The 22,804-nt window shown below is 71.3% G+C and carries 23 protein-coding genes; 12 read left to right on the top strand and 11 right to left on the bottom strand.

All coding sequences use genetic code 11. The features are described from left to right. Positions 1–59: 59 nt before the first annotated feature. The 3 genes from ACQCO7_RS27785 to ACQCO7_RS27775 all read right to left on the bottom strand — a co-directional run bounded on the left by ACQCO7_RS27785 (position 60) and on the right by ACQCO7_RS27775 (position 3,093). Positions 60–830, bottom strand: a complete 771-nt coding sequence (locus tag ACQCO7_RS27785) for a 2,3-dihydro-2,3-dihydroxybenzoate dehydrogenase (protein WP_464074369.1) — start codon at positions 828–830, stop codon at positions 60–62. Positions 831–847: 17 nt separating this feature from the next. Continuing rightward, the gene (locus ACQCO7_RS27780) at positions 848–2,002 is read right to left on the bottom strand and encodes a 3-deoxy-7-phosphoheptulonate synthase (protein ID WP_464074368.1); all 1,155 of its coding nucleotides are present in this window, start codon (positions 2,000–2,002) and stop codon (positions 848–850) included. Positions 2,003–2,427: 425 nt separating this feature from the next. Then, positions 2,428–3,093, bottom strand: coding sequence for an AfsR/SARP family transcriptional regulator (locus ACQCO7_RS27775; protein WP_464074367.1), 666 nt, complete (start codon positions 3,091–3,093; stop codon positions 2,428–2,430). A 239-nt stretch (positions 3,094–3,332) separates the two neighbouring features. Between ACQCO7_RS27775 and ACQCO7_RS27770 the strand changes: the two genes are divergently transcribed. From ACQCO7_RS27770 to ACQCO7_RS27750, 5 genes are all read left to right on the top strand, one after another. Beyond that, complete coding sequence (locus ACQCO7_RS27770) at positions 3,333–3,968, top strand: TetR family transcriptional regulator (RefSeq protein ID WP_464074366.1); 636 nt, start codon at positions 3,333–3,335, stop codon at positions 3,966–3,968. A gap of 509 nt (positions 3,969–4,477) precedes the next feature. Then, a complete protein-coding gene (locus tag ACQCO7_RS27765) occupies positions 4,478–6,097 on the top strand; it encodes an Hsp70 family protein (RefSeq protein ID WP_464074365.1) in 1,620 nt (539 codons plus the stop codon). Between the two features lie 15 nt (positions 6,098–6,112). Then, positions 6,113–7,246, top strand: coding sequence for a tetratricopeptide repeat protein (locus tag ACQCO7_RS27760; RefSeq protein ID WP_464074364.1), 1,134 nt, complete (start codon positions 6,113–6,115; stop codon positions 7,244–7,246). Then, entirely contained in the window at positions 7,243–7,809 is a 567-nt protein-coding gene (locus ACQCO7_RS27755) for a nucleotide exchange factor GrpE (protein WP_464074363.1), read from the top strand. Before ACQCO7_RS27760 ends, ACQCO7_RS27755 begins: the two co-directional genes overlap by 4 nt. A 37-nt stretch (positions 7,810–7,846) precedes the next feature. After that, the gene (locus ACQCO7_RS27750; protein WP_464074362.1) at positions 7,847–10,453 is read left to right on the top strand and encodes a CHAT domain-containing protein; all 2,607 of its coding nucleotides are present in this window, start codon (positions 7,847–7,849) and stop codon (positions 10,451–10,453) included. A gap of 26 nt (positions 10,454–10,479) precedes the next feature. Here the strand turns inward: ACQCO7_RS27750 and ACQCO7_RS27745 are convergent, their stop codons facing one another. The 3 genes from ACQCO7_RS27745 to ychF form a co-directional block, all read right to left on the bottom strand. Then, the gene (locus tag ACQCO7_RS27745) at positions 10,480–10,731 is read right to left on the bottom strand and encodes a hypothetical protein (protein WP_464074361.1); all 252 of its coding nucleotides are present in this window, start codon (positions 10,729–10,731) and stop codon (positions 10,480–10,482) included. Beyond that, positions 10,728–11,381, bottom strand: a complete 654-nt coding sequence (locus tag ACQCO7_RS27740) for a DUF6338 family protein (protein WP_464074360.1) — start codon at positions 11,379–11,381, stop codon at positions 10,728–10,730. Before ACQCO7_RS27740 ends, ACQCO7_RS27745 begins: the two co-directional genes overlap by 4 nt. A 125-nt stretch (positions 11,382–11,506) precedes the next feature. Continuing rightward, on the bottom strand, positions 11,507–12,595 hold the full coding sequence (gene ychF, locus ACQCO7_RS27735) for a redox-regulated ATPase YchF (protein WP_464074359.1): 1,089 nt from the start codon (positions 12,593–12,595) through the stop codon (positions 11,507–11,509). 303 nt (positions 12,596–12,898) lie between these two features. On the opposite strand from ychF, the gene ACQCO7_RS27730 reads away from it, so the two are divergent. Next, the gene (locus tag ACQCO7_RS27730; protein ID WP_464074358.1) at positions 12,899–13,645 is read left to right on the top strand and encodes a DUF6542 domain-containing protein; all 747 of its coding nucleotides are present in this window, start codon (positions 12,899–12,901) and stop codon (positions 13,643–13,645) included. A 4-nt stretch (positions 13,646–13,649) separates the two neighbouring features. On the opposite strand, the gene ppgK is transcribed toward ACQCO7_RS27730, so the two are convergent. Then, positions 13,650–14,390 carry a polyphosphate--glucose phosphotransferase gene (ppgK, locus tag ACQCO7_RS27725; protein WP_464074357.1) on the bottom strand — a complete coding sequence of 247 codons (741 nt, stop codon included), beginning with the start codon at positions 14,388–14,390 and terminating at the stop codon, positions 13,650–13,652. 57 nt (positions 14,391–14,447) lie between these two features. After that, the gene (locus ACQCO7_RS27720) at positions 14,448–15,464 is read right to left on the bottom strand and encodes a 4-hydroxy-3-methylbut-2-enyl diphosphate reductase (protein WP_464074356.1); all 1,017 of its coding nucleotides are present in this window, start codon (positions 15,462–15,464) and stop codon (positions 14,448–14,450) included. Positions 15,465–15,547: 83 nt separating this feature from the next. Here ACQCO7_RS27720 and ACQCO7_RS27715 point away from each other — a divergent pair, with 83 nt between their 5' ends. Beyond that, on the top strand, positions 15,548–16,897 hold the full coding sequence (locus ACQCO7_RS27715) for an APC family permease (RefSeq protein WP_464074355.1): 1,350 nt from the start codon (positions 15,548–15,550) through the stop codon (positions 16,895–16,897). 201 nt (positions 16,898–17,098) lie between these two features. On the opposite strand, the gene ACQCO7_RS27710 is transcribed toward ACQCO7_RS27715, so the two are convergent. Then, a complete protein-coding gene (locus ACQCO7_RS27710; RefSeq protein WP_464074354.1) occupies positions 17,099–17,476 on the bottom strand; it encodes a MerR family transcriptional regulator in 378 nt (125 codons plus the stop codon). Positions 17,477–17,539: 63 nt separating this feature from the next. Here ACQCO7_RS27710 and ACQCO7_RS27705 point away from each other — a divergent pair, with 63 nt between their 5' ends. From ACQCO7_RS27705 to ACQCO7_RS27690, 4 genes are all read left to right on the top strand, one after another. Next, complete coding sequence (locus ACQCO7_RS27705; RefSeq protein ID WP_464074353.1) at positions 17,540–18,268, top strand: SDR family oxidoreductase; 729 nt, start codon at positions 17,540–17,542, stop codon at positions 18,266–18,268. A gap of 88 nt (positions 18,269–18,356) precedes the next feature. After that, a complete protein-coding gene (gene xseA, locus ACQCO7_RS27700) occupies positions 18,357–19,586 on the top strand; it encodes an exodeoxyribonuclease VII large subunit (protein ID WP_464074352.1) in 1,230 nt (409 codons plus the stop codon). Continuing rightward, complete coding sequence (locus ACQCO7_RS27695) at positions 19,583–19,804, top strand: exodeoxyribonuclease VII small subunit (RefSeq protein WP_010352771.1); 222 nt, start codon at positions 19,583–19,585, stop codon at positions 19,802–19,804. The genes xseA and ACQCO7_RS27695 overlap by 4 nt, the downstream gene beginning before the upstream one ends. Positions 19,805–19,908: 104 nt before the next feature. After that, positions 19,909–20,499, top strand: a complete 591-nt coding sequence (locus tag ACQCO7_RS27690) for a malonic semialdehyde reductase (protein WP_464074351.1) — start codon at positions 19,909–19,911, stop codon at positions 20,497–20,499. 67 nt (positions 20,500–20,566) lie between these two features. On the opposite strand, the gene ACQCO7_RS27685 is transcribed toward ACQCO7_RS27690, so the two are convergent. Then, a complete protein-coding gene (locus tag ACQCO7_RS27685) occupies positions 20,567–21,094 on the bottom strand; it encodes a DUF4245 domain-containing protein (protein WP_464074350.1) in 528 nt (175 codons plus the stop codon). Positions 21,095–21,225: 131 nt separating this feature from the next. Here ACQCO7_RS27685 and glpX point away from each other — a divergent pair, with 131 nt between their 5' ends. After that, positions 21,226–22,260, top strand: coding sequence for a class II fructose-bisphosphatase (gene glpX, locus ACQCO7_RS27680; protein ID WP_464074349.1), 1,035 nt, complete (start codon positions 21,226–21,228; stop codon positions 22,258–22,260). A 78-nt stretch (positions 22,261–22,338) separates the two neighbouring features. Here glpX and ACQCO7_RS27675 read toward each other — a convergent pair whose 3' ends face one another. Further along, entirely contained in the window at positions 22,339–22,713 is a 375-nt protein-coding gene (locus ACQCO7_RS27675) for a WhiB family transcriptional regulator (RefSeq protein ID WP_464074348.1), read from the bottom strand. Positions 22,714–22,804 lie beyond the last annotated feature (91 nt).

The following is a 22,804-nucleotide window of genomic DNA, read 5'->3' as shown; positions in this document are numbered from 1 at the left end:
CCCTCAGGGGCGCGGGGAACTGCGCGACCAGCCACAACGGCGCAGCAGTCGGCAACGGCCTAAGCCCCCAACGTCGCCCCTCCGTCGACCGTCAGGTCATGCAGCGTGATGTGCGAAGCCTCGTCCGACAGCAGGAAGCACACCGCAGCCGCCACATCCTCAGGCCGAGCGATCTTCCCCAGCGGAATCCCCAGCTTGAACGCCTCCGGCGACCCGTCGATCGTCTTCTGCCGCCCACTCTCATCGGCCCACATAGAACTGAGCATCGGCGTATCGGTGGACCCCGGCGCCACGACATTGCACCGGATCCCGTACCGAGCCACCTCCACCCCGAGCGACTTGGTGAACTGCGCGGCGGCGGCCTTGGACGCGGCATACGCGGCCATCTCACCGCGCGGCGTACGCGCGGCGTTGGACGCGACGGTGACGATCGCCCCGCTCCGCCGGGGAATCATCCGGTCGACGACGGCCCGGGTCATGTGGAACACCCCGGTCGCGTTGACGGCGAAGGTGTCGGCCCAGTCCTGCGTACGGAACCCCCGAACAGTGCCGAGCCGCAGTATCCCGGCCGCGTTGACGAGGAAGTCGATGCCGCCGAGCCGCTGTTCGGTCTCGTCGACGACACGCCGTACCGCGTCCTCGTCGGTGATGTCGGCGGGCAGCGGCGCGATGTCGAGCCCTCCGGTGGAGAGCTTGGTGGTGACCTCAAGCAGTTCCCGCACGTCCCGGTCGACCGCGGCGACCCGCGCCCCGGCGGACGCGAGCGCGTGGACGATCGCCGTACCGATACCGCCCGCCGCACCCGTCACGAGCGCGGTCCTGTTCGCCATGCCGTCCATGGAGTTCCTCACTTCGCAGGGTGCCACGCGGAGGCGACCGCCACCGCTTGGCCGGGGTTGAGCCGGGGGTCGCAGTGGGAGGTGTAACGCCCGGTCGCGCAACCGGAGTCGGTGACGCACTCGACGACGTCGTCCGGGGTGGTCTCCAGGTGGAGCCCGCCCGCGACGCCCCCGGCGGAGCGCACGGCCTCCTGGAACGCGACGATCTCCCGCTGGACGGTCTCGGTGTGCCGCGTCTTGACGCCGTCGGCGGTGGTGACGGTGTTGCCGTGCATGGGGTCGGTGAGCCAGCTCACGGGATGCCCGGCGGAGCGTACGGCGGCGACCAGCTCGGGCAGCCTGCCCGCGACCGCGTCGGCGCCCATGCGGGCGATCAGCGTGAGCCGTCCGGGTTCGCGCTCGGGGTCCAGCTTCTCGCAGAGCGCGAGGAGTTCGTCGCCCGTCGTCCTGGGTCCGACCTTGCAGCCGACGGGGTTGACGACCTCGGCGAGCAGCGCGACGTGCGCGCCGTCGACCTGCCGGGTGCGTTCGCCGATCCACGGCATGTGGGTGGAGGCGAGCAGCAGCCGTCCTTCGCGGTCGCGGCGCAGCATGGGGATCTCGTAGTCGAGGAGGAGCGCCTCGTGGCTGGTCCACACGGGCGGTTCGATGCCGCCGCGCCGCCCGAGGTGCTCCATGATCTCGGCGGCGGCCATGTACCCGGTGAGCAGCCGCAGCGGATCGGGCCGCCGGCCGTCCTTGTCGAACTCGGGCGAGTTGACCATGTGCCCCCGGAACACGGGGAGTTCGACGCCGTCCACGGTCTCGGTGTCGTTGGAGCGGGGCTTGGCGAACTGCCCGGCGATGCGCCCGATGCGGACGACGGGACGGTGCGCGATCATCTTGACGGCGCCCGCGAGGAGGTCGAGGACGGCGGCCTTGCGGGCGACGTGGGAGACCGTGCACTCGTCGGGGTCCTCGGCGCAGTCGCCGGCCTGGACGACCAGGGCGTTCCCGGCGGCGACCTCGGCGAGGGCGGCGCGCAGGGCCCGTACGTCCGCTCCCGCGACCAGTGCGGGACGCCGGACCAACTCGTCGCGTACGCGCTCCAGTTGCTCCAGGTCGTCCCATGCCGGCTGCTGCCGCGCGGGTTTCAGCCGGATGTCGAGCAGGGTGTTGTCCACTGGGGTCTCCGTAGAGCTGAGGGGTCACGGCCTGCGGTGCGGGGCGAGCCGTGGCGCGCTCGGAGGAAACCGGCGGCGCGGGGCGCGGCGCGGGATGCGGGTGACGGCTCGCCAGGATTCTTGGGCCGCTGCCGAGCCCCGGCCAACGGGCCTGTGAGCAGTACGTCAGGTGCGGCGGAGTCCATCAGGTCGAGGACTTGACATTGTTCCCGCGCGTTTCTTGCCGGGGGGTGCGGCGTCCGTAGAGTGAGGCGCGGCCGGTGGCGCGGCGGGGTGGACGAGGGACGGAATCCCCGTGGCGTGAAAGCGGCTCTCCGGGCGGCGGCTCGGCCGAAATCCGTGGCGGCCCACCGCTGCCCGGTCTATTTGTGTGCCGCATTTCTTTATCCGGACATGCCGGTCTTTCTTCGTCGCGTCTTTCTTCGTCACGCCCCCGCGGCCGTCGAGGCCGGGTGTTCGCGGCGGAGTTGCCAGTACGCGGTGAGAGCGGTCTGGGAGGTGTTGCCCGGGTGGAGCTTCTCCAGGAGGCGTTCGTAGAGCGGCTCGCGCAGCCTCAACCGGGCGATGACGGCGACGAGTTCGGTGATGAGCTGGCGGTCGCGGCCCGCGCGCAGCTCGGCCTCGATCCACTGGTCGACGGCGCGCCTGCGGGAGCGTTCCAGGTCGTCGATCCTCAACCGGAGCCGTGGGCCCGCCTCCACGCCGCTGAACGCCTCGCCGGACCACAGGGCGAGGGCCTGGCGCAGTCTGCGGGCCGCGCTCTCCGCGTCGCCCGCCTCCATCGCGCGGTAGCCGGCGCCCGCGTACCGGTCGAAGTCCCAGGTGTCGAGGGTGCCCGCGCCGGTCTCCAGCCGGTATCCGCCCGGGAGTTCGGAGAGCAGGTCCTCGCCGCGCCGGCCGCCGCGCAGCGCCTCCGCGAACCGCTCGCGCAGCTCCCGTACGGCTGTCTGGACGACCAACCTGCCGGTGCCGGGCGGCTCTTGGGGGGCGACCTCCTCGGCGAGCACCGCGGTGGGCACGAGTTGGCCGGGGTAGGCGGCGAGGAGCGCCAGCGTCTGGCGGGTCAGCCGGGCGGCCGGGAGGACGGGCATGCCGTCCACTTTGACCGAGAACGTTCCGAGTACCTTGATGTCCACGCTGCCCCCAAGCGATTCGCCACAAGTCTCGGCCGGATTCCAGATCTCGACCGCACGAAAGAATAATGGCTTTTTTGTTTTCGGGACAGCTCCCCGAACCTGACACCGCGTCGGAACAGCTGCCTAAGGTTAGTGAGGTTTTTGTTTTACTGGCTGTTTGTCCTGTTGGCGGTGCGTGTTCAGGGAGGGGCGGCATGAGGCAGCAGAGGGCCGTTCGGACGCGGCGGACTCTGGTGGCCGCGGCGGCCGAGGTCTTCGACCGGGACGGCTACGAGGGCGCCTCCCTCACCCGGGTCGCGCAGGCCGCGGACGCCTCGCTCGGTGCGCTCACCTTCCACTTCGCGTCCAAGGAGGACCTGGCGAGGACGGTCGGCGAGCTGGGGGTCAGCACGACGCGGGCCGCCCTCACGGGGCTGCCCGCGCACCCGGCGTCGTCCATGGACTGGCTCGCGTCCTTCACTCTCGCGCTCACCGGGCTGCTGGACCGCGACCCCACGGTACGGGCCGCCGCCCGCCTCACCCGCGAGCTGCTGTGGACGCCGCCGAACTGGTACTCCGCCTGGCAGCCGGCCCTGCGCGACCGCCTCGCCTCGGTCTGCGCCGCCGAACTCCCGCCGGGCGCCGACCCGTCGACGCTCGCGGCCCTCGCCGCACACCTGATCGCCGGCTCGGAGACCTGCGCACGGCAGCGCGCGTACCATCCCGAGGCGGACGAGCAGGGGTGCGGGGGTTCCACGGAGGACGTGTCGCGGATCCTGCGCCTGGTGCTGGACAGCGGGCCGTCGGCGGCGGGGGCGCAGCTCACGGGGGTGTCGGTCCGGAAGGGGTGACATCGGCGCGCGGGGCGAGTCACCCGCGTCGGCGGGGGGGTGGCCTCGGCCACGGCGCTGCGCCGGGCGTAGGCGTCGAACAACCGGGCCTTGTGCGCGAGGAGTTGAAGCAGGCATTCGTCAACTCCCCCGGTGGCGAGCAGCCGGTGCACCCGGACCGGCCTGACCTGGCCCATGCGGTGCGCACGGGCCACCGCCTGGCGTTCGAGGGCCGGCGCGGTCCGGGGTTCGCACAGGACGACGACGGACGCGGCCTCCTCGGTGAGCGCCCGTATCCCGGCGACCGCCTCCCGCGCGCGGGCCTTCCTCTCCCGCCCGGCCACCCCCTCCGTCGCTACGGTCCGCCCAACCGCTGGTCCACGCACGGCCGGGAACCGGAAAACGGGCCCGACCGAAGCGCGGGCCGGGCCGAAGCGTTGAAGCACTCTCGTCGAAAGGCAGTCAACCAGCCCCGGAATGAGCATAATCGGGACTGTCAGCAGTTCTGCGCACATAAGGGGGAATGCGCGGTGACGCGTGTGGTGGGGATCGACCTCGGGACCACGTACTGCGCCATGGCGGTCGCCGACCGGTCGGGAAGGCCGTCCATCGTCCGCAACCGGGAGGGCGAGAACATCACCCCGTCCGTGGTGATGTTCCAGGGCGACACCGTCATCGTCGGCTCCCAGGCGAAGCGGTCCGCGGCCACGGCTCCCGACCACGTGGTGCAGTTCGTCAAGCGCTACATGGGAGAGGCCAACCCCGTCTACCACTCGGATTCCGGTACGCCGTACCGCCCTGAGGAAATCTCCGCTCTGCTGCTCAAGCGCCTCAAGGAGGACGCCGAGATGACGCTCGGCGAGCCGGTCGAGCAGGCGGTCATCACCGTACCCGCGTACTTCGACGACGTCCGGCGCAAGGCGACGCAGGACGCCGGACGGCTCGCCGGGTTCGAGGTGTTGCGTATCGTCAACGAGCCCACAGCGGCTGCGCTCGCCTACGGCCTCGACCAGTCCTCCCTGGACGGCCAGGACGACGGCGAGGGTCCCGCGGCGATCGGCACCGTGCTCGTCTACGACCTGGGCGGCGGCACCTTCGACGTCACCGTCATGCGGGTCGAGGACGGCGACTACACGGTGATCGGCACCGACGGAAACCGCGACCTCGGCGGCTTCAACTGGGACAGCGTGCTGATGAACCACCTCAACGACGCGTTCATGGCCTCGGGCGGTCCGGACCTCGACGACGACAGCTCTCTACAGGCCGAACTGCGCGACAAGGCGGAGATCGCCAAGCGGACCCTCTCCACCGCACCCCAGGCCGTCGTGGTGCTCTCCGCCGGTGGCCGCCACGAGCAGATCCGGGTGACCCGCGAGAAGTTCGAGGAGATCACCGCCGAACTCCTCGACCGCACCCGCGTCATCACCGAAGGTGTGCTGTCGGAGGCGAGGCTCGGCTGGGCCGACATCGACCGGCTGCTGCTGGTCGGCGGCTCCACCCGGATGCCCATGGTGCCGGAGCTGATGCGGCGGCTCTCCGGCAGAGACCCGGAGCGCGGCATCGCCCAGGACGAGGTGGTCGCGCTCGGCGCCGCGCTGGTCGCGCTGGACGTCGCGGTGCGTGCCGAGGAGGCGCAGGAGAAGCGGAAGTACGTCGGCAGCGGGGCGAGCGTCGACTCCGCTCCCGGCGACGGCCTGGCCCGCCTCACCAAGGGGAAGGTGAAGTCCATCAGGGACGTCACCTCGCAGTCTCTCGGCATGATCACGACCCGCGAGAACGACCACTCCCTTGAGTACAACGAGGAGATCATCCTGCACAACACACCCGTGCCGACCAAGCGAAGCAAAACCTTCTGCACCCTCATCGACCAGCAGAGCCGGCTCAGGGTCCGGGTGACGGAGGGGGAGGGGGAGGATCTGGAGTACGTGAAAACGGTCGGGGAGGGCACCATCGACATCCCGCGCTACCCGAAGGGTGCGCCGTTCGAGGTGTTCTACTCCTACGACGTCGACGGCGTCATCCACGTCGAGGTGAAGGACGCCACGACAGGCACCTGGCTCGGCGAGTTCGAGCTCGAACGTCCCGACAACCTGGACCCGGCCGAGCTGGCCGAGCTGGGTGACCGCGTCGCTCGCATCCCGACTCTCTAGGTCCCGACGGCAGCGATGACGACCGACGACGTTCCCGACTACTACGCGGAGTTCGGCATCGACCGGTCCGCGACCGCGGACAGGGTCTCCGAGCTGCTCGACGAGGCCGGCCGCACCTGGTTGCGCCGAGCGAGCCGGACCCCCGACGCCAGGAAGCGGCGAGAGGCCGAGGTCAAGGTGGAGCTGATCTCCCAGGCGCGGGAGGAACTGCTCGACCGCACCCGGCGCAACGCCTACCACCGCAGACTGGACCAGGCGCGGGCACCGAAGCCGACACCCACACCACCGCCACCGCCACCGCCACAACCCACCCTGGGCGGCCGGGACTGGGTGGCACACGCCCGCAGCCTGATCAGCCAGGGCAACAACGAGGGCGCGCTGTACGAGCTGCGGGAAGCCGTGCACCACGACGACGGCAACGGCGACGCCTGGCGACTGCTCGGTGCCGTCCATGCCGGCCAAGGTCTGCTGAAAGACGCGTTGCAGGAGTTCCAGCGGGCCCTGGCGCTGTACCCCCGCGACGCACTCACCCACACCCTGATCGCCCAGGTGCACGAACAGCTCGGCAACCTCTCCGCCGCCGCCGACTGGCATCTGGCGGCGGCCCGGCTCGCGCCCGGCGACGTCGGATCACGGGTCACCGCCGCCAACTGCCTCTACCAGGCCGGGCGTTACGACGAGGCGCTGAGCAGCTACGAGCAGGCCCTGACGAGACAGCCCGGTGACGTGGCCGTCCGCGACCAGATCGGCCGGATCTGGTCGCTGCGCGCCGAGGGCGCCATGGTCTGGCACCCGGTGAGGAGGCGGTACGTCATCGCCTCGGAGACCAGCGCCTCGACGGTCACGCACTGCGTGGACCAGGCGCTGGCCGTCAGCATCTCGGACGCCGGGCTCTTCATCCGCCTGAACGCCTACCGGGCGGACGCGGGCAAGGCACTCGCCAAGACCTGGGGCTGGCACAAGAGCATGGCCGCGGTCATGGCCGTCTGCCTCGTGCTCATGATCGTGCTCCTGCCGTCGGCGTTCGGCCTGCTGCCCCTTGCCGGATTCTTCGGGCTGCCGGCCGCGATGGGCATCAAGCCGCGTTGGCGGCACGCCTACAACGACCTGCCCCCGCACCTGAGGCCACGGACCAGGAGAGTTCCATGACCACCCCACCGCACGTGCCCCGGCCGGAGGAGCCGCCCGTCCCCCGGCTCGTGGAACCGACCGAGCCGCCGCCCGGCCCGGCGGCCGAGTCCGACCCGTTCGCCGTCGTGGCCGATGCCGTCGACGGTATGCGGGAGGAACTGGCCGCACTCGGTGACCAGTTCCGCCGTCGGCTGCTCAACGACCGGGAGGTCCACCGGAGCCTCGACGGGCTGCTGACAGAGCTCGACCACGCGCACAGGGCCGCCGAAGGCCGAGTCGTACAGCCGCTGCTCTACGACCTCGTCCTCCTCGTCGACCGGATCGAGCGGCAGGCCGCGCAGGACGACGCCCTCGCCGGCTCCGTCGCCGCGGAGTTGCTGGCCCTCCTGGAGAAGTACGGCATGACCCGCGTCCCCGTCACCCGCAGCCCGTTCGATCCCGAGAAGCAGGAGGCCGTGGGGACGCTCGCCCCGCTCTCCCCGGAGCAGAGCGGGGAGGTCGCCGAAGTCGTGCGGCACGGCTACCGGATGGACGAGCGCATCGTGCGTCCGCAACAGGTCCGCGTCTACACCGAGCGATGAGCACTGTCCACGCCGACGCCGCTGTCAGGCCGACACGGTGACTGAGGAGTACGCGGTTCTCAGGGCGAGGGCGCTGCTGCGCATTCCCCGGTGGACGCGGCAGGACTGCGCCGACGCGGTACAGACGCACGACGAGTTGGAGGAACCCGGCGAGGAGACGTCGAGGGTCGAGGCGCACGAACTGCGTCAGCGGTTGCGGACACTGCCGGAGTCGATGCTCGGGACCGGCGTCATCGACGACGCGAGACGGGTGATGTTCGCAGGCGGACACCTGGACCGGCCGTCCGGACCGGCCCGTCGGATGTACAGCCTGGTCTACCTGGCCACGGTCCGCTTCAGCCAGGCCCACATGGGCGACCGGCAGTGCCTCGACGCGGCGATCTCCTCATGGCGTACCTGCCTGGAGGTATGGGAAGCGGCCGACGAAACCGAACGGTCGGCGTTCGCCGCCGAGATCCACTTGGCCGACTGCGGCCTGGCCGGGGCGCTGGGAGCTCGCTACCACCTGAACCGTGAATTCCTGGTGCACCCCGATCCTCCGGTGCGTCCGGACCGGGTCAGGGCCGACCTGGAGGAGGCATTCCGCGCCGTCGAGCGAGGAGTCGCCCGGTTGCCGTCTCGCCGGGGCGGCTCGGATCCGCGACTCCACGTGGCGGGACAGCAGCTTCAGGCCGTCAAGGCATGGCTCGTGTCCTTGAAGTACGCCGACCTTCCGGCCGGCCCGGACTCAGGCTCCGACATGCGTGCCGCTGTCGCCGAGTTGGACCTGATCCCCTACGCCCCACCGGGTGACACGACGGGAGCGCGCTTGACGTGGCTCGGTACCCGGATCTTCCTCGCCCAAGCCCTCAGCGGACCCGGAGCACCGGTCAGTGATCTGCGCCGGGCGGAAGAGGTGCTGCTGGAGCTTCTCCGTGCGCCGGATCTCACCGAGGAGTCGGTGATCGCGGCAGCGCAGTTGAGTCTGGCCACGACACGGATGCTCCTCGCGGACAGCACCGGGGACGAACGGTACAGGCCACTCGCCCGGGACGCGTTCGAGCAGTCCTATCTGACCGGCGCGCGCGGCAATCTGCGTACGGCCTGGGACGCGGCGACCCAGCAGGCCGGGTGGGCGCTACGGGACGGCCGCCGGCAGGAGGCTGCCCGGGCCTATGCCGCCGCGTTCCGTGTGCTCCCCGCGCTCACGCACACCCAGATCACCCGTGCGGACAAGGAGTCGGCCCTGGCGCTGGCCGCCGACGCTCTCCCGATGTGCGCGAGGGAACTGGCGAATTCGTCCGCCGCCGAGGACAGGATCGAGGCCGTGCTCGCTCTGGAGGGAGCCCGTGGTGTTCTGCTGGCCGAGGGACTCGGCCAGCGCGCGGGTCCCGCTCCGGCCGTCGGGGACGACGCCAGGACGGCACGGGCCGTCGAGAACCTCACGCGTGAGCTGGACGAGCTTCGGCGGCAGGAACTCGCGGCCGGTACGGAGTGGAAGGGAGCCGCGAGAATGGCCGCATGCCGGCGGCAGCTGGCCCTGGTGCGAGCGCGCGGCCAGGACAGGTCCGGCGACGTGGCTTCTCCCGACTGGCAGGAGATCGTCACACTCGCCGCGGACGCTCCCCTGGTGTATCTCACCGTGACCGGGGACGGCGGCGCGGCTCTCGTGGTGACCGGCGAGGAGTGCCGAAGGACCGGTCCCGTACCGGTGGATCTGCCGGCGCTCACCGTGGGCGTCGTACAGAGACTGCGCGACAGGCTGCGGGAAGCCGAAGTCCTCCAGGACCTACAGAAGTCCCCGAAGTACGGCAGGACGCGCGGGCAGTTGACCAGAGACGTGGTCAACGACCTCTGGGAGAAGGTGATGCGGCCGGTCGCCGAGGTGCTCGGTGCCTGTGAACGGGCCGTCCTTCTGCCGGGAGGGCTGCTGGGGATGCTGCCGCTCCACGCGGCCGGCACCTGTGCCTCGAAACAGGTCGACGAGTGGTGGTTCCTCCTGGAGAGGACCGCGCTCTCCTACGCCCCCCACGCCGCGGCCCTGCGCAGCGCCGCGCGCGGCCGGCCGGCGATCACCCGGCTCACCCTGGTGCACCCGGCGCCGGCTCATGACGGGAGCGACCCTCCCCTGGACGTGGTGGCGGAGTTGAGCGGCGTGAGGTCCGCTCGTCCCACCGGTGTCACGCTGACGGAGATCGAACCCGAGCAGGTCTCCAGGGCGTGTCTGCTCGATGCGCTGCGAACCACCGACGTCCTGCACTTCACCGGACATGGCGACGTGGACGGCGGCAATCCGCTCGGCAGTGGCCTCCATCTCGGTGGTGACGCCCGACTGGAGGTACGCGACCTCTTGGCCGCACGTGGGGTGCGTGCCGCGTTCGCGGTGCTCTCCGCCTGCGGCACCGCCGTGACCGGCGACGCCCTGCCCGACGAGGTGGTGGGACTGCCGGCCGCGCTCGTCCAGGCCGGTCTGCGCGGGATCGTCGCCACGCAGTGGATGTGCTTCGACGACTTCACGGCGCCGCTCATGACGGAGTTCTACCAGTGCTGGCTCGGCGGCGCCCATCCCTCGGTGGCACTCGCCCGTGCGCAGGCCGGCGTCCTGCGGCGGGGTCTGCTGGTCAATCCGTTCGCCTGGGCCACCTTCGCGTACACCGGTGCCTGACGTGAAGCGCCGGCAACCGGTAACCGTCAGTCATCGGTGCCAGGGTCCGTCGTGGTACCCCCCTCTCCGGGCGGGACCGGCGCCGGAGGTCCCTCCATGGCCTCTTGTGGAGGCGGACGCATCTGGTCCGGGGTGAGCATCGAGCGCCCGTGCGAGCGGCCGGCGCCGCCTCCCAGCGTCTCGGTCGGATCGACATCGTCGTCCGGCGTTGTCGTCTGTTCCGGTTCGGCCAGCGCCTTGTCCGGTTGTTCGTGCGCTTCGGGCTGATCCGTGGTCATCCCCACATCACCTCGATATAGGTGATCTCCTCCCAGGAGATCAGAAGGCCGATGTTGCGCAGTACCGGTCGCCCGTCGGCTCCACGCCGGAAGCTACCGTCCGGCAGGGCCGCCGCGGTGTCGCAGAGGTAGAGGTCACGCGGCTGCGGATACGCCGAGGCGCGGGAGTCGAGCCGGCCGCGCGCATCACGGGCGAAGACCCCCAGGATCCAGCCGTTGGTGCCGCCGTCGGTGTCCCGCAGCCTGATGCGGAGCCACAGCGCGGAGTCATGGCCGAACAGGGCGTCCCAGGCCAGCGGCTCGGGTGTGTGCCCGTTGATGGTCCGCGCCCAGCGGCGCCCCCTGCGGAACGCACTGCCGACGGCGGCCCCCGCCAACAGCGGCACGACGACGTACGGGAGCGGCAGCCACCACCAGGCCCACGGCACCGGAGGCCGCGTCAGCCGCCCCGACTCCCAGACACGCGGATACGCCCACGCGGTGAGCGGAGCGAACGCCACATGGAACAGGGCCGCGATCGCCGCCACCCGCATCGCGCGGTCCGCCAGCCCGGCCCGGACGACGGCCGTCTCACGTTCCACCGCGAAGAGGTAGAGAGCACCCGGCAGCACGGCGATCACGGTCACCGCGGCAACCTCGAACGTGTTCACTCACACCCCCCGGTGGACGTCGCTACCGCTTCGTCCGCTCGCCGGAAATGCTGCCCCCTCCGCCTGTCGCTAACCGCCCGGCGAAGGGGGTCCGTCCGACCGCCGCTGAAGTGCTGAGTCAGGCCCTACACGTTGAAGCGGAACTCCACCACGTCCCCGTCCTGCATCACGTACTCCTTGCCCTCCATCCGCGCCTTCCCCTTCGCGCGCGCCTCCGCCACCGACCCCGTCTCCACCAGGTCCGCGAAGGAGATGACCTCCGCCTTGATGAAGCCCTTCTGGAAGTCGGTGTGGATGACGCCGGCCGCCTCGGGGGCGGTGGCGCCCTTCTTGATGGTCCAGGCTCGGGATTCCTTGGGGCCTGCGGTGAGGTAGGTCTGGAGGCCCAGGGTGTCGAAACCGACGCGGGCCAGGGTCGCCATGCCGGGCTCCTCGACGCCGACCGACTCCAGGAGCTCCATCGCCTCCTCCTCGTCGAGCTCGGCGAGGTCCGCCTCCAGCTTGGCGTTGAGGAAGATCGCCTCGGCGGGGGCGACCAGGGCGCGCTGCTCGTTCTTGAAGTCCTCGTCGGTCAGCTCGTCCTCGTCGACGTTGAAGACGTAGAGGAAGGGCTTGGTGGTGAGGAGGTGCAGGTCGTGGAGGAGTTCCTCGTTGCCGGAGCCCTGGACGATGCCCGCGGAGAACAGGGTGTCGCCCTTCTCCAGGATCTCCTTCGCCGCCTCGACCGCCGCGACCTTCGGCCCGATGTCCTTCTTGATGCGCGACTCCCGCTGGAGGCGCGGCAGGACCTTCTCGATCGTCTGGAGGTCGGCGAGGATCAGCTCGGTGTTGATCGTCTCGATGTCGTCCTTCGGCGAGACCTTGCCGTCGACGTGTACGACGTTCTCGTCCTGGAAGGCGCGGATGACCTGGCAGATCGCGTCGGACTCGCGGATGTTCGCGAGGAACTTGTTGCCCAGCCCCTCACCCTCCGAGGCGCCCTTCACGATGCCCGCGATGTCGACGAAGTCGACGGTCGCCGGGAGGATCTTCTGGGAGCCGAAGATCTCCGCGAGCTTGCCGAGGCGCGGGTCCGGGACGCCCACGACGCCGACGTTCGGCTCGATCGTGGCGAACGGGTAGTTGGCCGCCAGCACGTCGTTCTTGGTCAGGGCGTTGAACATGGTCGACTTGCCGACATTCGGCAGACCGACGATTCCGATCGTGAGCGACACGTTGCGACTTCCCGTGAGTGGAGGGCCAGGAGCCGGGGCGGTGGGGACTCGGCCGGTGACCCCGGCGCGGCCCGGAAACCCGGCCGATCCCCCAGTCTAAGCGGTACGCGTCCCCGCCCCGCCGTCCGTCTCGAACGCATGCACAGGCCCGGTCCGACGGCGTGTCCCGCACCGGATTCTCCACATAAACCGACCTAACGTGGACGAGTGCACCGACCCATCCGTGGGTGACGGCGGCTCCCCGGCAGGGGGAGGGCCGCGCGTACGACAAGCCCGGTGCGAGACCGCGTGGAGGTGCCCGGCATGGCAGGCAACGGCAGGTCCCGCCCGAACGGCACCGGCGCGAACGAGTTCACCGAGGCGACCGTCGACGCGCTGAGCCTCCTCGGCCCCCGGGGAGACGTCCCCCGCCCAGCGAAGCGGGAACGGCCACCCGGCACGAAGGGCACCGCAGGGGGCGTACGCACCGACGGGAACGCCGCCTCGACTCCCCGTGCCTCAACTCCCGTACGGCCCAACCGCAACGGCGACCCCGGCCCCGTACGCAGCAGCCCCCCACTCGCCGCCCCCCGCCGCACATCCCCCGCCCAGAGCCGCAGCACCCCCCGCCGCAACCGCTCCCTCCAAGCCGGCCGGACCGCCGCGCCACGCCCCCCGCGCGCCACCCCCCGCCTCACCGGCCTCGGCAGCGGCCTCTTCAGTGCCACCCTGATGACCGCCCTCGGCCTCCTCGTCAGCCTCCTGGTCGGCGACTCCACGACCGTGTACGCCGTGCTCTACCTGCCGGTCTGCCTGCTGACGGCCCTCTGGACCCGCCGCGGCGACCTGATCTCCGCCCCGGTCGTGCTGCCGATCGCCTTCGCCGTCGGCATCGTCTTCGTCACGGACGACGGCGACGGCGTGGGCGCCACCCTGATGGGCCTGGTGACGGCGCTGGCGACGCAGGCGGGCTGGCTGTACGGGGGGACGCTGGCCGCGCTGGTGGTGGTCGCCGTACGCCGGTTCCGGCCCCGCCCGGCGGACCGGCACCCCGCGCCCCCCGGACGCTGACCCGCTACCCCGCCGCGCGCATCGCCGCCCCCACGATCCCCGCGTTGTTCTGCAACTGCGCCGGCACGATCTCCGCCGCGATCCCCTGGACGTGCGGCAGGAACTTCTCGGCCTTGCGGCTCACCCCGCCGCCGATGATGAACAGCTCCGGCGAGAAGAGCATCTCCACGTGCGCCAGGTACTTGGTCACCCGGTGGGCCCAGTGCTCCCACGTCAGCTCGCCGTCCTCCCTGGCCTTGCTGGAGGCGCGGGTCTCCGCGTCGTGACCGTGCAGTTCGAGGTGGCCCAGCTCCGTGTTGGGCACGAGCGCGCCGTCGACGAAGAGGGCGCTGCCTATGCCGGTGCCGAAGGTGAGGAGGATGACCGTCCCCTTGCGCCCTTGCCCGGCGCCGAAGTTGACCTCGGCGACGCCCGCCGCGTCCGCGTCGTTCACGACCGTCACCGGCAGCCCCCCGAGCCGCTCGGAGAACAGCGCCCGCGCGTCCAGGTCTATCCAGCTCTTGTCGACGTTGGCCGCCGTACGCACCGTGGATCCGCCGGTCACCACGCCCGGGAAGGTGAGCCCCACGGGCCCCGTCCAGCCGAAGTGGTCGACGACCTCCTTGACGCCGTCGGCCACCGCGTCCGGCGTCGCCGGGTGCGGGGTGAGCACTTTGTGGCGCTCCTGCGCGAGGTCGCCCCTGTCCAGGTCCACAGGAGCGCCCTTGATCCCGGAACCGCCGATGTCCACACCGAAGATCTGCATGGCTCCACGTTACGACGGCCCACTGACAGTCACCCAGCCGAGGCCGTCAAGACGGCTTCAGGCCGCTTCCGGCCCGCTCCCGCCGCGCTCCGCCACCAGTGCCGCCGCCTCGTCCCGCAGATCCCGGCGCAGCTCCTTCGGCAGCGAGAACGTGATCGACTCCTCGGCGGCCTTGACCAGCTCCACATCGCCGTACCCGCGCACGGAGAGCCACTCCAGGACCTCCTCGACGAGGACCTCGGGCACGGACGCGCCGGAGGTGACCCCGACCGTCGTCACGCCCTGGAGCCACGCCTCGTCGATCTCGCTCGCGAAGTCCACGAGGTACGCCTCGCGCGCGCCCGCGAGCTTGGCGACCTCGACCAGCCGTACGGAGTTGGACGAGTTGCGGGAGCCGACGACGATCACCAGCTCCGCCTCCGCGCCCATCTGCTTGACCGCGAGCTGGCGGTTCTGCGTGGCGTAGCAGATGTCGTCGCTCGGCGGGGAGATGAGCTGCGGGAACTTCTCCTTGAGGGCGTCGACGGTCTCCATCGTCTCGTCGACGGACAGCGTCGTCTGGGAGAGCCAGACGATCTTCGACTCGTCGCGGACGGTGATCTTCTCGACGTCCCCCGGGCCGTCCACGAGCTGGATGTGCTCCGGGGCCTCGCCGGAGGTCCCGATGACCTCCTCGTGGCCCTCGTGGCCGATCAGCAGGATGTCGTAGTCGTCGTTCGCGAACCGGACGGCTTCCTTGTGGACCTTCGTGACGAGCGGGCAGGTCGCGTCGATCGTGGCCAGGCGCCCGCGCGCGGCCTCCTCGTGGACGACGGGGGCGACGCCGTGCGCCGAGAACATCACGATGTTCCCCGCCGGCACCTCCTCCGTACGCTCGACGAAGATCGCGCCCTTCTTCTCCAGGGTCTGGACGACGTACTTGTTGTGGACGATCTCGTGCCGGACGTAGATCGGGGCCCCGTACTGCTCCAGGGCCTTCTCGACGGCGATCACGGCGCGGTCCACACCCGCGCAGTAGCCACGGGGGGCGGCGAGCAGGACACGGCGGCGCGGCGAAGCGGTCATGCGTCCCATCGTAAGGGTGCGCCCGAGGGGCCGGAGATCCTCTCCTCGGGGAGACTGACGGCACGCTACGCGCGCGGGAGCGGAGGTTCTCGATGACCGGCACCCCCAAGGACGTCGATACGGCGCCGTTGCGGCGCACCCTCGGCTTCCGTGACCTCGTCGTCTACGGGCTGCTGTTCATCGCGCCCATGGCGCCGGTGGGTGTGTACGGCACGCTCGACGCGAAGTCCCACGGCGCCGTCGCCCTCGTGTACGCCGTCGCCACCGTCGCCATGGCGTTCACCGCGTTCAGTTACGCCCAGATGGTGCGCGTCGCCCCTCAGGCCGGGTCCGTCTACGCGTACGCGCGCGTGGGGCTCGGTGACGGGCCCGGGTTCGTCGCCGGGTGGATGGCCTCGCTGGACTACGTCCTGATCCCCGCCGTCGCCTACCTCTTCTCCGGTATCGCGATGAACTCCCTGGTCCCCGAGGTGTCCCGGTGGGTGTGGACCGCCCTCGCCGTCGTCGTCACGACCCTGTTGAACCTGTGGGGCGTACGCGCCGCCGCGCGCGTGGGGTTCCTCGTCCTCGCGATGGAGATCGCCGTCCTGCTGGTGTTCGTCGTGTCGGCGGTCGTCGTCCTCGCGCGAGACGGCGCCGAGCGGGGGTGGCTGTCGCCGTTCACCGGGGACGGCACGCAGGGCGGGTTCGCGTGGTCCGCCGTCCTCGGGGCGGTCTCCGTGGCGGTCCTGTCGTACCTGGGGTTCGACGCGGTCGCCTCTTTCGCGGAGGAGGTCACGGGCGGCTCCGCGCGCGTGGCCCGCGCCCTGCTCTTCTGCCTCGCCCTCGCGGGCGTCCTGTTCATCGCCCAGACGTACCTTGTGGCCCTCCTGGAGCCCCTCTCGTCCGCCCGGCTGTCCGCCGACCCCTCCCGGCAGGGTTCGGCCTTCTACGACGCCGTGGAGGCGTCCGTCGGCACCTGGCTGCACGACCTCGTCGCCGTCGGCAAGGCGATCGGCGCGGCGTTCGCGGCGCTGGCGGGGCAGGCCGCCGCCGGGCGCCTCCTCTTCGCGATGTCCCGCGACGGCCGACTCCCCCGGGCCCTGTCCCGGACCACCTCGGGCGTCCCCCGCCCCGCGCTGCTGACCTCGGCGCTGATCACCCTCGTCGCCGCGGTCTGGGCCGCCCGCCGCGACGACGGCATGGACCATCTGGTCTCGGTCGTCGACGTCGGCGCGCTGACCGCGTTCACGCTGCTCCACGCGAGCGTGGTCGGCTGGTTCGCGGTACGCCGCGCGGGCGGGCCGGTGAGCTGGTGGCGGCACGTCGCGGTTCCCGCGCTGGGTGCGGCGATCACGGTCGCGGTGATCGTGGAGGCGTCGGGTACGGCGTTGGTGGTGGGGGTGGTGTGGCTGGCGGTGGGGGTGGCGGTGCTGATGGCTCAGCGCGTGCGCGCGGGCTGAAGGGGGCCGGAGGTGGGGTGAGTGGGCGGGTGCGGGTTCGTCGTGGCTTGTCGCGCCCGCGCGGCGGAGCCGCACATCGATACAGCCCCGCGCCCCTGAGGTGGGTGGGGGTGACTGTGGTTCGTCGGGTGCGAGTGCCCGGCGTTGCGGCTCGTGGTGGCTCCAGCCGTAACTCGCCGGTGCGACGTCCGAACCGGCCCCCTACGGATGCGTGTCCGTGACCGCGATGACCTCGTCCAGGCGCTCCAGCGTGGCCAGCAGGTCGTCCGCCTTGGCCCGGATGCGGTCGCGTTCGGCGCGCAGCATCGCTCGCTGGTCCGCGTCGGTGTGGCCCGCGTCCCAGCACGGGAGGAGTTCCGTGATCCTGCGGCTGGTCAGGCCGGCGGCGTACATCTGCTGGAAGAAGCGGACCCGGGCGACGGCGTCCGGCCGGTAGAGGCGCTGGCCCGACGCGCTGCGCCGCGCGACGAGCAACCCCTGCTGCTCGTAGTAGCGCACGGCGCGTACGGAGACTCCGGCGCCCCGTGCCACTTCGCCGATGCGGATCAGCCGCTCGGCTCCGGGCTCTGTGACGGTCATGGCGATCCTCTCCCCCAGCACTGCTTGCCTCTGACGTCAGCGTCAGGTTCTAGCGTACCGGGCATGGACATCGAGAACTCAGTCGCTCTGGTCACCGGAGCCAACCGCGGCCTGGGCCGCGCCTTCACGCAGCGCCTGCTCGAACGCGGGGCCCGCAAGGTCTACGCGACGGCCCGCCGGCCGGAGACCGTGGACCTGCCCGGCGTCGAGGTGCTGCGCCTCGACATCGCCGACCCCGCGTCCGTGCGGGCCGCCGCCGAGGCCGCCCCGGACGTCTCGCTGCTCGTCAACAACGCGGGCGTACAGACGGGTACCGACCTGGTGACCGGCTCGCTGGACGCGGTGCGGCACGAGCTGGAGACCAACGTGTTCGGCCACCTGGGGATGATCCGGGAGTTCGCGCCGGCGCTCGCCGGGAACGGCGGGGGCGCGATCGTCAACGTCCTCTCCGCGATGTCGTGGTTCGGGGGCAGTGGCGCCAACGCCTACCACCTCGCCAAGGCCGCCGCCTGGGCCATGACCAACGGCGTCCGCCTGGAGCTCGCCGGGCAGGGCACGCTCGTGACGGCCGTGCACCTCGGCCTGGCCGACACCGACATGGCCGCGGGCTGGCCGGTGGCCAAGCTCGCGCCGTCCGACCTGGCCGACGCGGCGCTCGACGGCGTCGAGGCGGGCTCCGCCGAGGTCCTCGCCGACCAGTGGAGCCGGGACGTCAAGTCCCGGCTGCCGCTGGCGCCGGAAGAGTTCAACGCGGCGATGGACCGCGCGCTGGCGGCGCTGACAGCGGCCTGAAAGGCCCACGGCCCCGCACCCGGCCACAACAGCCCCTCAGCCGAACGGCCCACCCCCGTTGTCAGTCCCGGCCGATACTCTCGGGCACATGGCTGTCAACACGTCCGCTGAAGCTCCCTTGCCGGTCGGGGAGGTGTCGCGGCTCATCGGGAGTTGGATCGACCGGCTGGGGGCGGTGTGGGTCGAGGGGCAGATCACGCAGCTGTCGAGGAGGCCCGGCGCCGGGGTCGTCTTCCTGACGCTCAGGGACGCTTCCCATGACATCTCGGTCGGGGTGACCTGTTTCCGGCAGGTGTTCGACGCCGTCGCCGATGTCGTGGGCGAGGGCGCCAGGGTCGTCGTCCTGGCCAAACCGGAGTGGTACGCGCCCCGGGGCCAGCTGTCGCTGCGGGCCGCCGAGATCCGGCCCGTCGGCGTGGGGGAACTGCTCGTGCGGCTGGAGCAGTTGAAGAAGGCGCTGGCGAGTGAGGGGCTGTTCGCGGCGGAGCGCAAGAAGCGGCTGCCGTTCCTGCCGCAGTTGATCGGGCTGGTGTGCGGGAGGGCGTCGGCGGCGGAGCGGGACGTGCTGGAGAACGCCCGGCACCGATGGCCCGCCGTGAGGTTCGAGGTGCGCAACGTCGCCGTACAGGGCGTGCACGCGGTCACCCAGGTCGTCCAGGCGGTGAAGGAGCTGGACGCGATGGACGCCGTGGACGTCATCGTCGTGGCCCGGGGCGGCGGCAGCGTCGAGGACCTGTTGCCGTTCTCGGACGAGCAGCTCGTACGGACGGTCGCGGCGTGCCGTACGCCGGTCGTCTCGGCGATCGGGCACGAACCGGACAACCCCCTGCTGGACCACGTCGCGGACCTGCGCGCCTCGACCCCCACGGACGCGGCGAAGAAGGTCGTACCGGACGTCGGGGAGGAGCTGGAGCGCGTACGGATGCTGCGCGGCAGGGCCCGGCGGTGTGTGGAGGGGTTCGTGGACCGGGAGGAGCGGGGGCTGGCGCACGCGCTCGCGAGGCCGGCGATACAGGATCCGCACCGGATGGTGGCCGAGCGGGAGGACCACGTGGCATCGCTGCTGGAGCGCTCGCGCCGGACGCTGGGCCACGTCCTGGACCGCGCGGACTCGGAGCTGTCGCACACGCACGCGCGCGTGGTGGCCCTCTCCCCCGCGGCGACGCTGAAGCGGGGGTACGCGGTCCTCCAGCGGCAGGACGGCCACGTGGTCCGCGACCCGGACGAGGTGGCGGCGGACGAGACACTGCGCGCGCGGGTCGCCGAGGGCGAGTTCGCGGTACGGGTGACACAGGAGCAGCGGGGAGCACAGGGATGACCGACACCCAGCAGGAGACCCTCGGCTACGAGCAGGCGAGGGACGAGCTGATCGACGTGGTGCGCAGGCTGGAGGCGGGCGGTACGAGCCTGGAGGAGTCCCTCGCGCTGTGGGAGCGCGGCGAGGAGCTCGCGAAGGTGTGCCGCCGCTGGCTGGAGGGCGCGCGGGCGCGGCTGGACGCGGCGCTGGCGGAGGGGGACGAGGAGGAGGCGGAGTGAGCTGCGCGGCATTTGGTTGAACCTTGAACTTCTGTGGCGTACGGTCGTACCCGTCAACCGGTACGGCGTCCCGTACCCGGACGCGCACCTAAGGAAAGCCACGCATGTCTCTCGTTCTCGACCCCACCGCCCAGGACCTGCTGTTCCGTGAGGCCCACACCGCGAACGCCTTCACGGACGAGCCGGTGACCGACGAGCAGGTCCAGGCGATCTACGACCTGGTCAAGTTCGGACCCACGGCGTTCAACCAGACGCCGCTGCGCATCACCCTGGTCCGCTCGGCGGAGGCCCGCGAGCGCCTGGTGAAGCACATGGCCGAGGGCAACCAGGCCAAGACGCAGGCCGCGCCGCTGGTCGCGATCCTCTCCGCGGACAACGAGTTCCACGAGGAGCTGCCGACCCTGTTCCCGGCGTTCCCGCAGGCCAAGGACCTCTTCTTCGCCGAGCGCCCGGCCCGTGAGGGCTCCGCGAAGGTGAACGCCGCCCTCCAGGCCGCGTACTTCATCATCGGCGTGCGCGCGGCGGGCCTCGCGGCCGGCCCGATGACCGGCGTCGACTTCGAGGGCGTCCGGGGCGAGTTCCTCGACGACGACCACACCCCGCTGATGGTGGTCAACATCGGTCACGCCGCCGAGGGCGCCTCGTACCCGCGCTCGCCGCGCCTGGCGTACGAGGACGTCGTCACGACGGTCTGATCAGCGCCGTACGGCAGGACGGAACCCCCCGGGAGCACCGGGGGGTTTCTGCGTGCCAGGCCGTGTCTCAGGCCGTTTTGAGCGCCCGCGCCATCTCCGCGAGGCGGTCGAAGGAGGCCGTGCCGGCGACGACCGTGGTGGAGCCGTCGGCGCCGGTCAGGACGAGCGCGTCGTACCGGCCGCCGGTCCAGCGGGTCCACTTCGCGCCGGCGATCTCGTCGGTGACGTCCGTCGCCGTCGCGCCCTGGCTCGCGTCGTCCACGAACCGGTCGCGCTTCGCCGAGGCGGACTGCTCGACCTGGACGTACTGCCCGTCGGGCGCGCGGAAGCCGAGGTGCCAGGCGTCGGAGTCCGCGCCGTCGAACCGTACGGACGTCGCCTTCCAGGTCTCCGGCAGCCCCACGGGCGCGGAGATCGGGTACGACGCCGCGCGGCGGGCCGTCGCCAGCTCCACCGTGTAGTCGACCCGCTTGAGGTCGGGCTCCCCGTCGTCGTGCGGGATGAAGAGGTAGATGACCAGTGCCGCCGCCACGATGAGCCCCAGGGAGAGGATCATGTCCCGGGCCGACTTCTGCTTGCCGTTCGAACCTGCCACGCCCCCTATCGTCGCAGGTGCCCCGCGCGCTCATCCGTGGGGTCCCCTGCTCATTTTTTCGTACTGGAGTTAGAGTCAGGAGTCAGAACCTCGCCCCGGCCGTCGTCGTATCGGTCAGAAAGGTGCGCTTCGTGTCCGAGCACCATCACTTGCCGTCCGAGCTGGACGTCCCCTCCGAGGCCCCCGACCGCAACCTCGCCCTCGAACTCGTCCGGGTGACCGAGGCCGCCGCGATGGCCGCGGGCCGGTGGGTCGGGCGCGGCGACAAGAACGGCGCCGACGGGGCCGCCGTACGCGCGATGCGCACGCTCGTCTCGACCGTCTCGATGAACGGCGTCGTCGTCATCGGGGAGGGCGAGAAGGACGAGGCGCCGATGCTGTTCAACGGCGAGCGGGTCGGGGACGGGACCGGGCCCGAGGTCGACATCGCCGTCGACCCCATCGACGGGACGACCCTCACGGCCAAGGGGATGCCGAACGCGATCGCCGTCCTCGCGGCGACCGAGCGGGGCGCGATGTTCGACCCGTCGGCCGTCTTCTACATGGACAAGCTCGTCACCGGGCCCGAGGCCGCCGAGTTCGTCGACATCAACGCGCCTGTCGAGGTCAACATCCGGCGGGTCGCCAAGGCGAAGCGGGCCAAGCCCGAGGACGTCACCGTCGTCATCCTCGACCGCCCCCGGCACGCCGGCATCATCGACGAGGTCCGGCGCGCGGGCGCCCGCATCAAGCTGATCTCCGACGGCGACGTGGCCGGTTCCATCCTCGCCCTGCGCGAGGGCACCGGCATCGACCTCCTGCTCGGCATCGGCGGCACCCCTGAGGGCATCATCTCCGCCTGCGCCGTGAAGTGCCTCGGCGGCGTCATCCAGGGCAAGCTCTGGCCCAAGGACGCGGAGGAGCGCGAGCGGGCCCTCGACGCCGGCCACGACCTCGACCGCGTCCTCACGACCGAGGATCTCGTCACGGGCGAGAACGTCTTCTTCGTCGCCACCGGCATCACGGACGGGGAGCTGCTGCGCGGCGTCCGCTACCGCTCGGAGACGGCCACCACCGACTCCATCGTCATGCGCTCGAAGTCGGGGACCGTGCGGCGGATCGACTCCGAGCACCGGCTGCGGAAGCTGCGGGCCTACAGCGCGGTGGATTTCGACCGGGCGAAGTAGAAACGGCGGGAGCGGCGGGAGCAAGAACGAGGGCGTTCCCCAGGGAACGCCCTCTCCTGCTCCTGCGAGCGGGTTTCCTCAACCCGCCTGCGCGACCCTGGTGCTGTCGGCCGCTCGCGTCGCCTTCTTCAGCTCCAGCTCCCTGCGGCGCCTGCGCGCGAGGACGACGCGGCGCTCGGCCGCCGTCAGCCCGCCCCAGACGCCGTACGGCTCCGGCTGGAGCAGCGCGTGTTCGCGGCACTGGACCATGACCGGACAGCGGGCGCAGACGCGCTTGGCGGCCTCCTCGCGGGAGAGGCGGGCCGCGGTGGGTTCCTTGGAGGGGGCGAAGAACAGTCCGGCCTCGTCGCGACGGCACACCGCCTCCGTATGCCATGGGGCGTCTTGGTCCCGCACGGGCACCCGCTGGGCCGGAACGGCAGCTACCAGGGACGAATGCGGCGGTTGCGGCACGGTCTACTCCTGACGACGGCTTCGCGAGCGAGAGACGATTGCGAGAGGCGATGCAGCAAGCCCTACCCGCTGTACGCGCACCTATGCACTG

The organism is Streptomyces saintjeani, from assembly GCF_055409605.1.
This window is presented reverse-complemented; position numbering and strand designations above follow the sequence as displayed.

What these genes read in the sequence shown, in the direction of transcription:
- ACQCO7_RS27785 (WP_464074369.1), bottom strand. Translation starts at nt 830, where the DNA reads ATGGCGAACAGGACCGCGCTCGTGACGGGTGCGGCGGGCGGTATCGGT.
- ACQCO7_RS27770 (WP_464074366.1), top strand. Translation starts at nt 3,333, where the DNA reads ATGAGGCAGCAGAGGGCCGTTCGGACGCGGCGGACTCTGGTGGCCGCG.
- ACQCO7_RS27775 (WP_464074367.1), bottom strand. Translation starts at nt 3,093, where the DNA reads ATGCCCGTCCTCCCGGCCGCCCGGCTGACCCGCCAGACGCTGGCGCTC.
- ACQCO7_RS27710 (WP_464074354.1), bottom strand. Translation starts at nt 17,476, where the DNA reads ATGACCGTCACAGAGCCCGGAGCCGAGCGGCTGATCCGCATCGGCGAA.
- ACQCO7_RS27695 (WP_010352771.1), top strand. Translation starts at nt 19,583, where the DNA reads ATGACCGACACCCAGCAGGAGACCCTCGGCTACGAGCAGGCGAGGGAC.
- ACQCO7_RS27745 (WP_464074361.1), bottom strand. Translation starts at nt 10,731, where the DNA reads ATGACCACGGATCAGCCCGAAGCGCACGAACAACCGGACAAGGCGCTG.
- ACQCO7_RS27755 (WP_464074363.1), top strand. Translation starts at nt 7,243, where the DNA reads ATGACCACCCCACCGCACGTGCCCCGGCCGGAGGAGCCGCCCGTCCCC.
- ACQCO7_RS27730 (WP_464074358.1), top strand. Translation starts at nt 12,899, where the DNA reads ATGGCAGGCAACGGCAGGTCCCGCCCGAACGGCACCGGCGCGAACGAG.
- ACQCO7_RS27690 (WP_464074351.1), top strand. Translation starts at nt 19,909, where the DNA reads ATGTCTCTCGTTCTCGACCCCACCGCCCAGGACCTGCTGTTCCGTGAG.
- ACQCO7_RS27705 (WP_464074353.1), top strand. Translation starts at nt 17,540, where the DNA reads ATGGACATCGAGAACTCAGTCGCTCTGGTCACCGGAGCCAACCGCGGC.
- ACQCO7_RS27760 (WP_464074364.1), top strand. Translation starts at nt 6,113, where the DNA reads ATGACGACCGACGACGTTCCCGACTACTACGCGGAGTTCGGCATCGAC.
- ACQCO7_RS27720 (WP_464074356.1), bottom strand. Translation starts at nt 15,464, where the DNA reads ATGGGACGCATGACCGCTTCGCCGCGCCGCCGTGTCCTGCTCGCCGCC.
- ACQCO7_RS27715 (WP_464074355.1), top strand. Translation starts at nt 15,548, where the DNA reads ATGACCGGCACCCCCAAGGACGTCGATACGGCGCCGTTGCGGCGCACC.
- xseA (WP_464074352.1), top strand. Translation starts at nt 18,357, where the DNA reads ATGGCTGTCAACACGTCCGCTGAAGCTCCCTTGCCGGTCGGGGAGGTG.
- ppgK (WP_464074357.1), bottom strand. Translation starts at nt 14,390, where the DNA reads ATGCAGATCTTCGGTGTGGACATCGGCGGTTCCGGGATCAAGGGCGCT.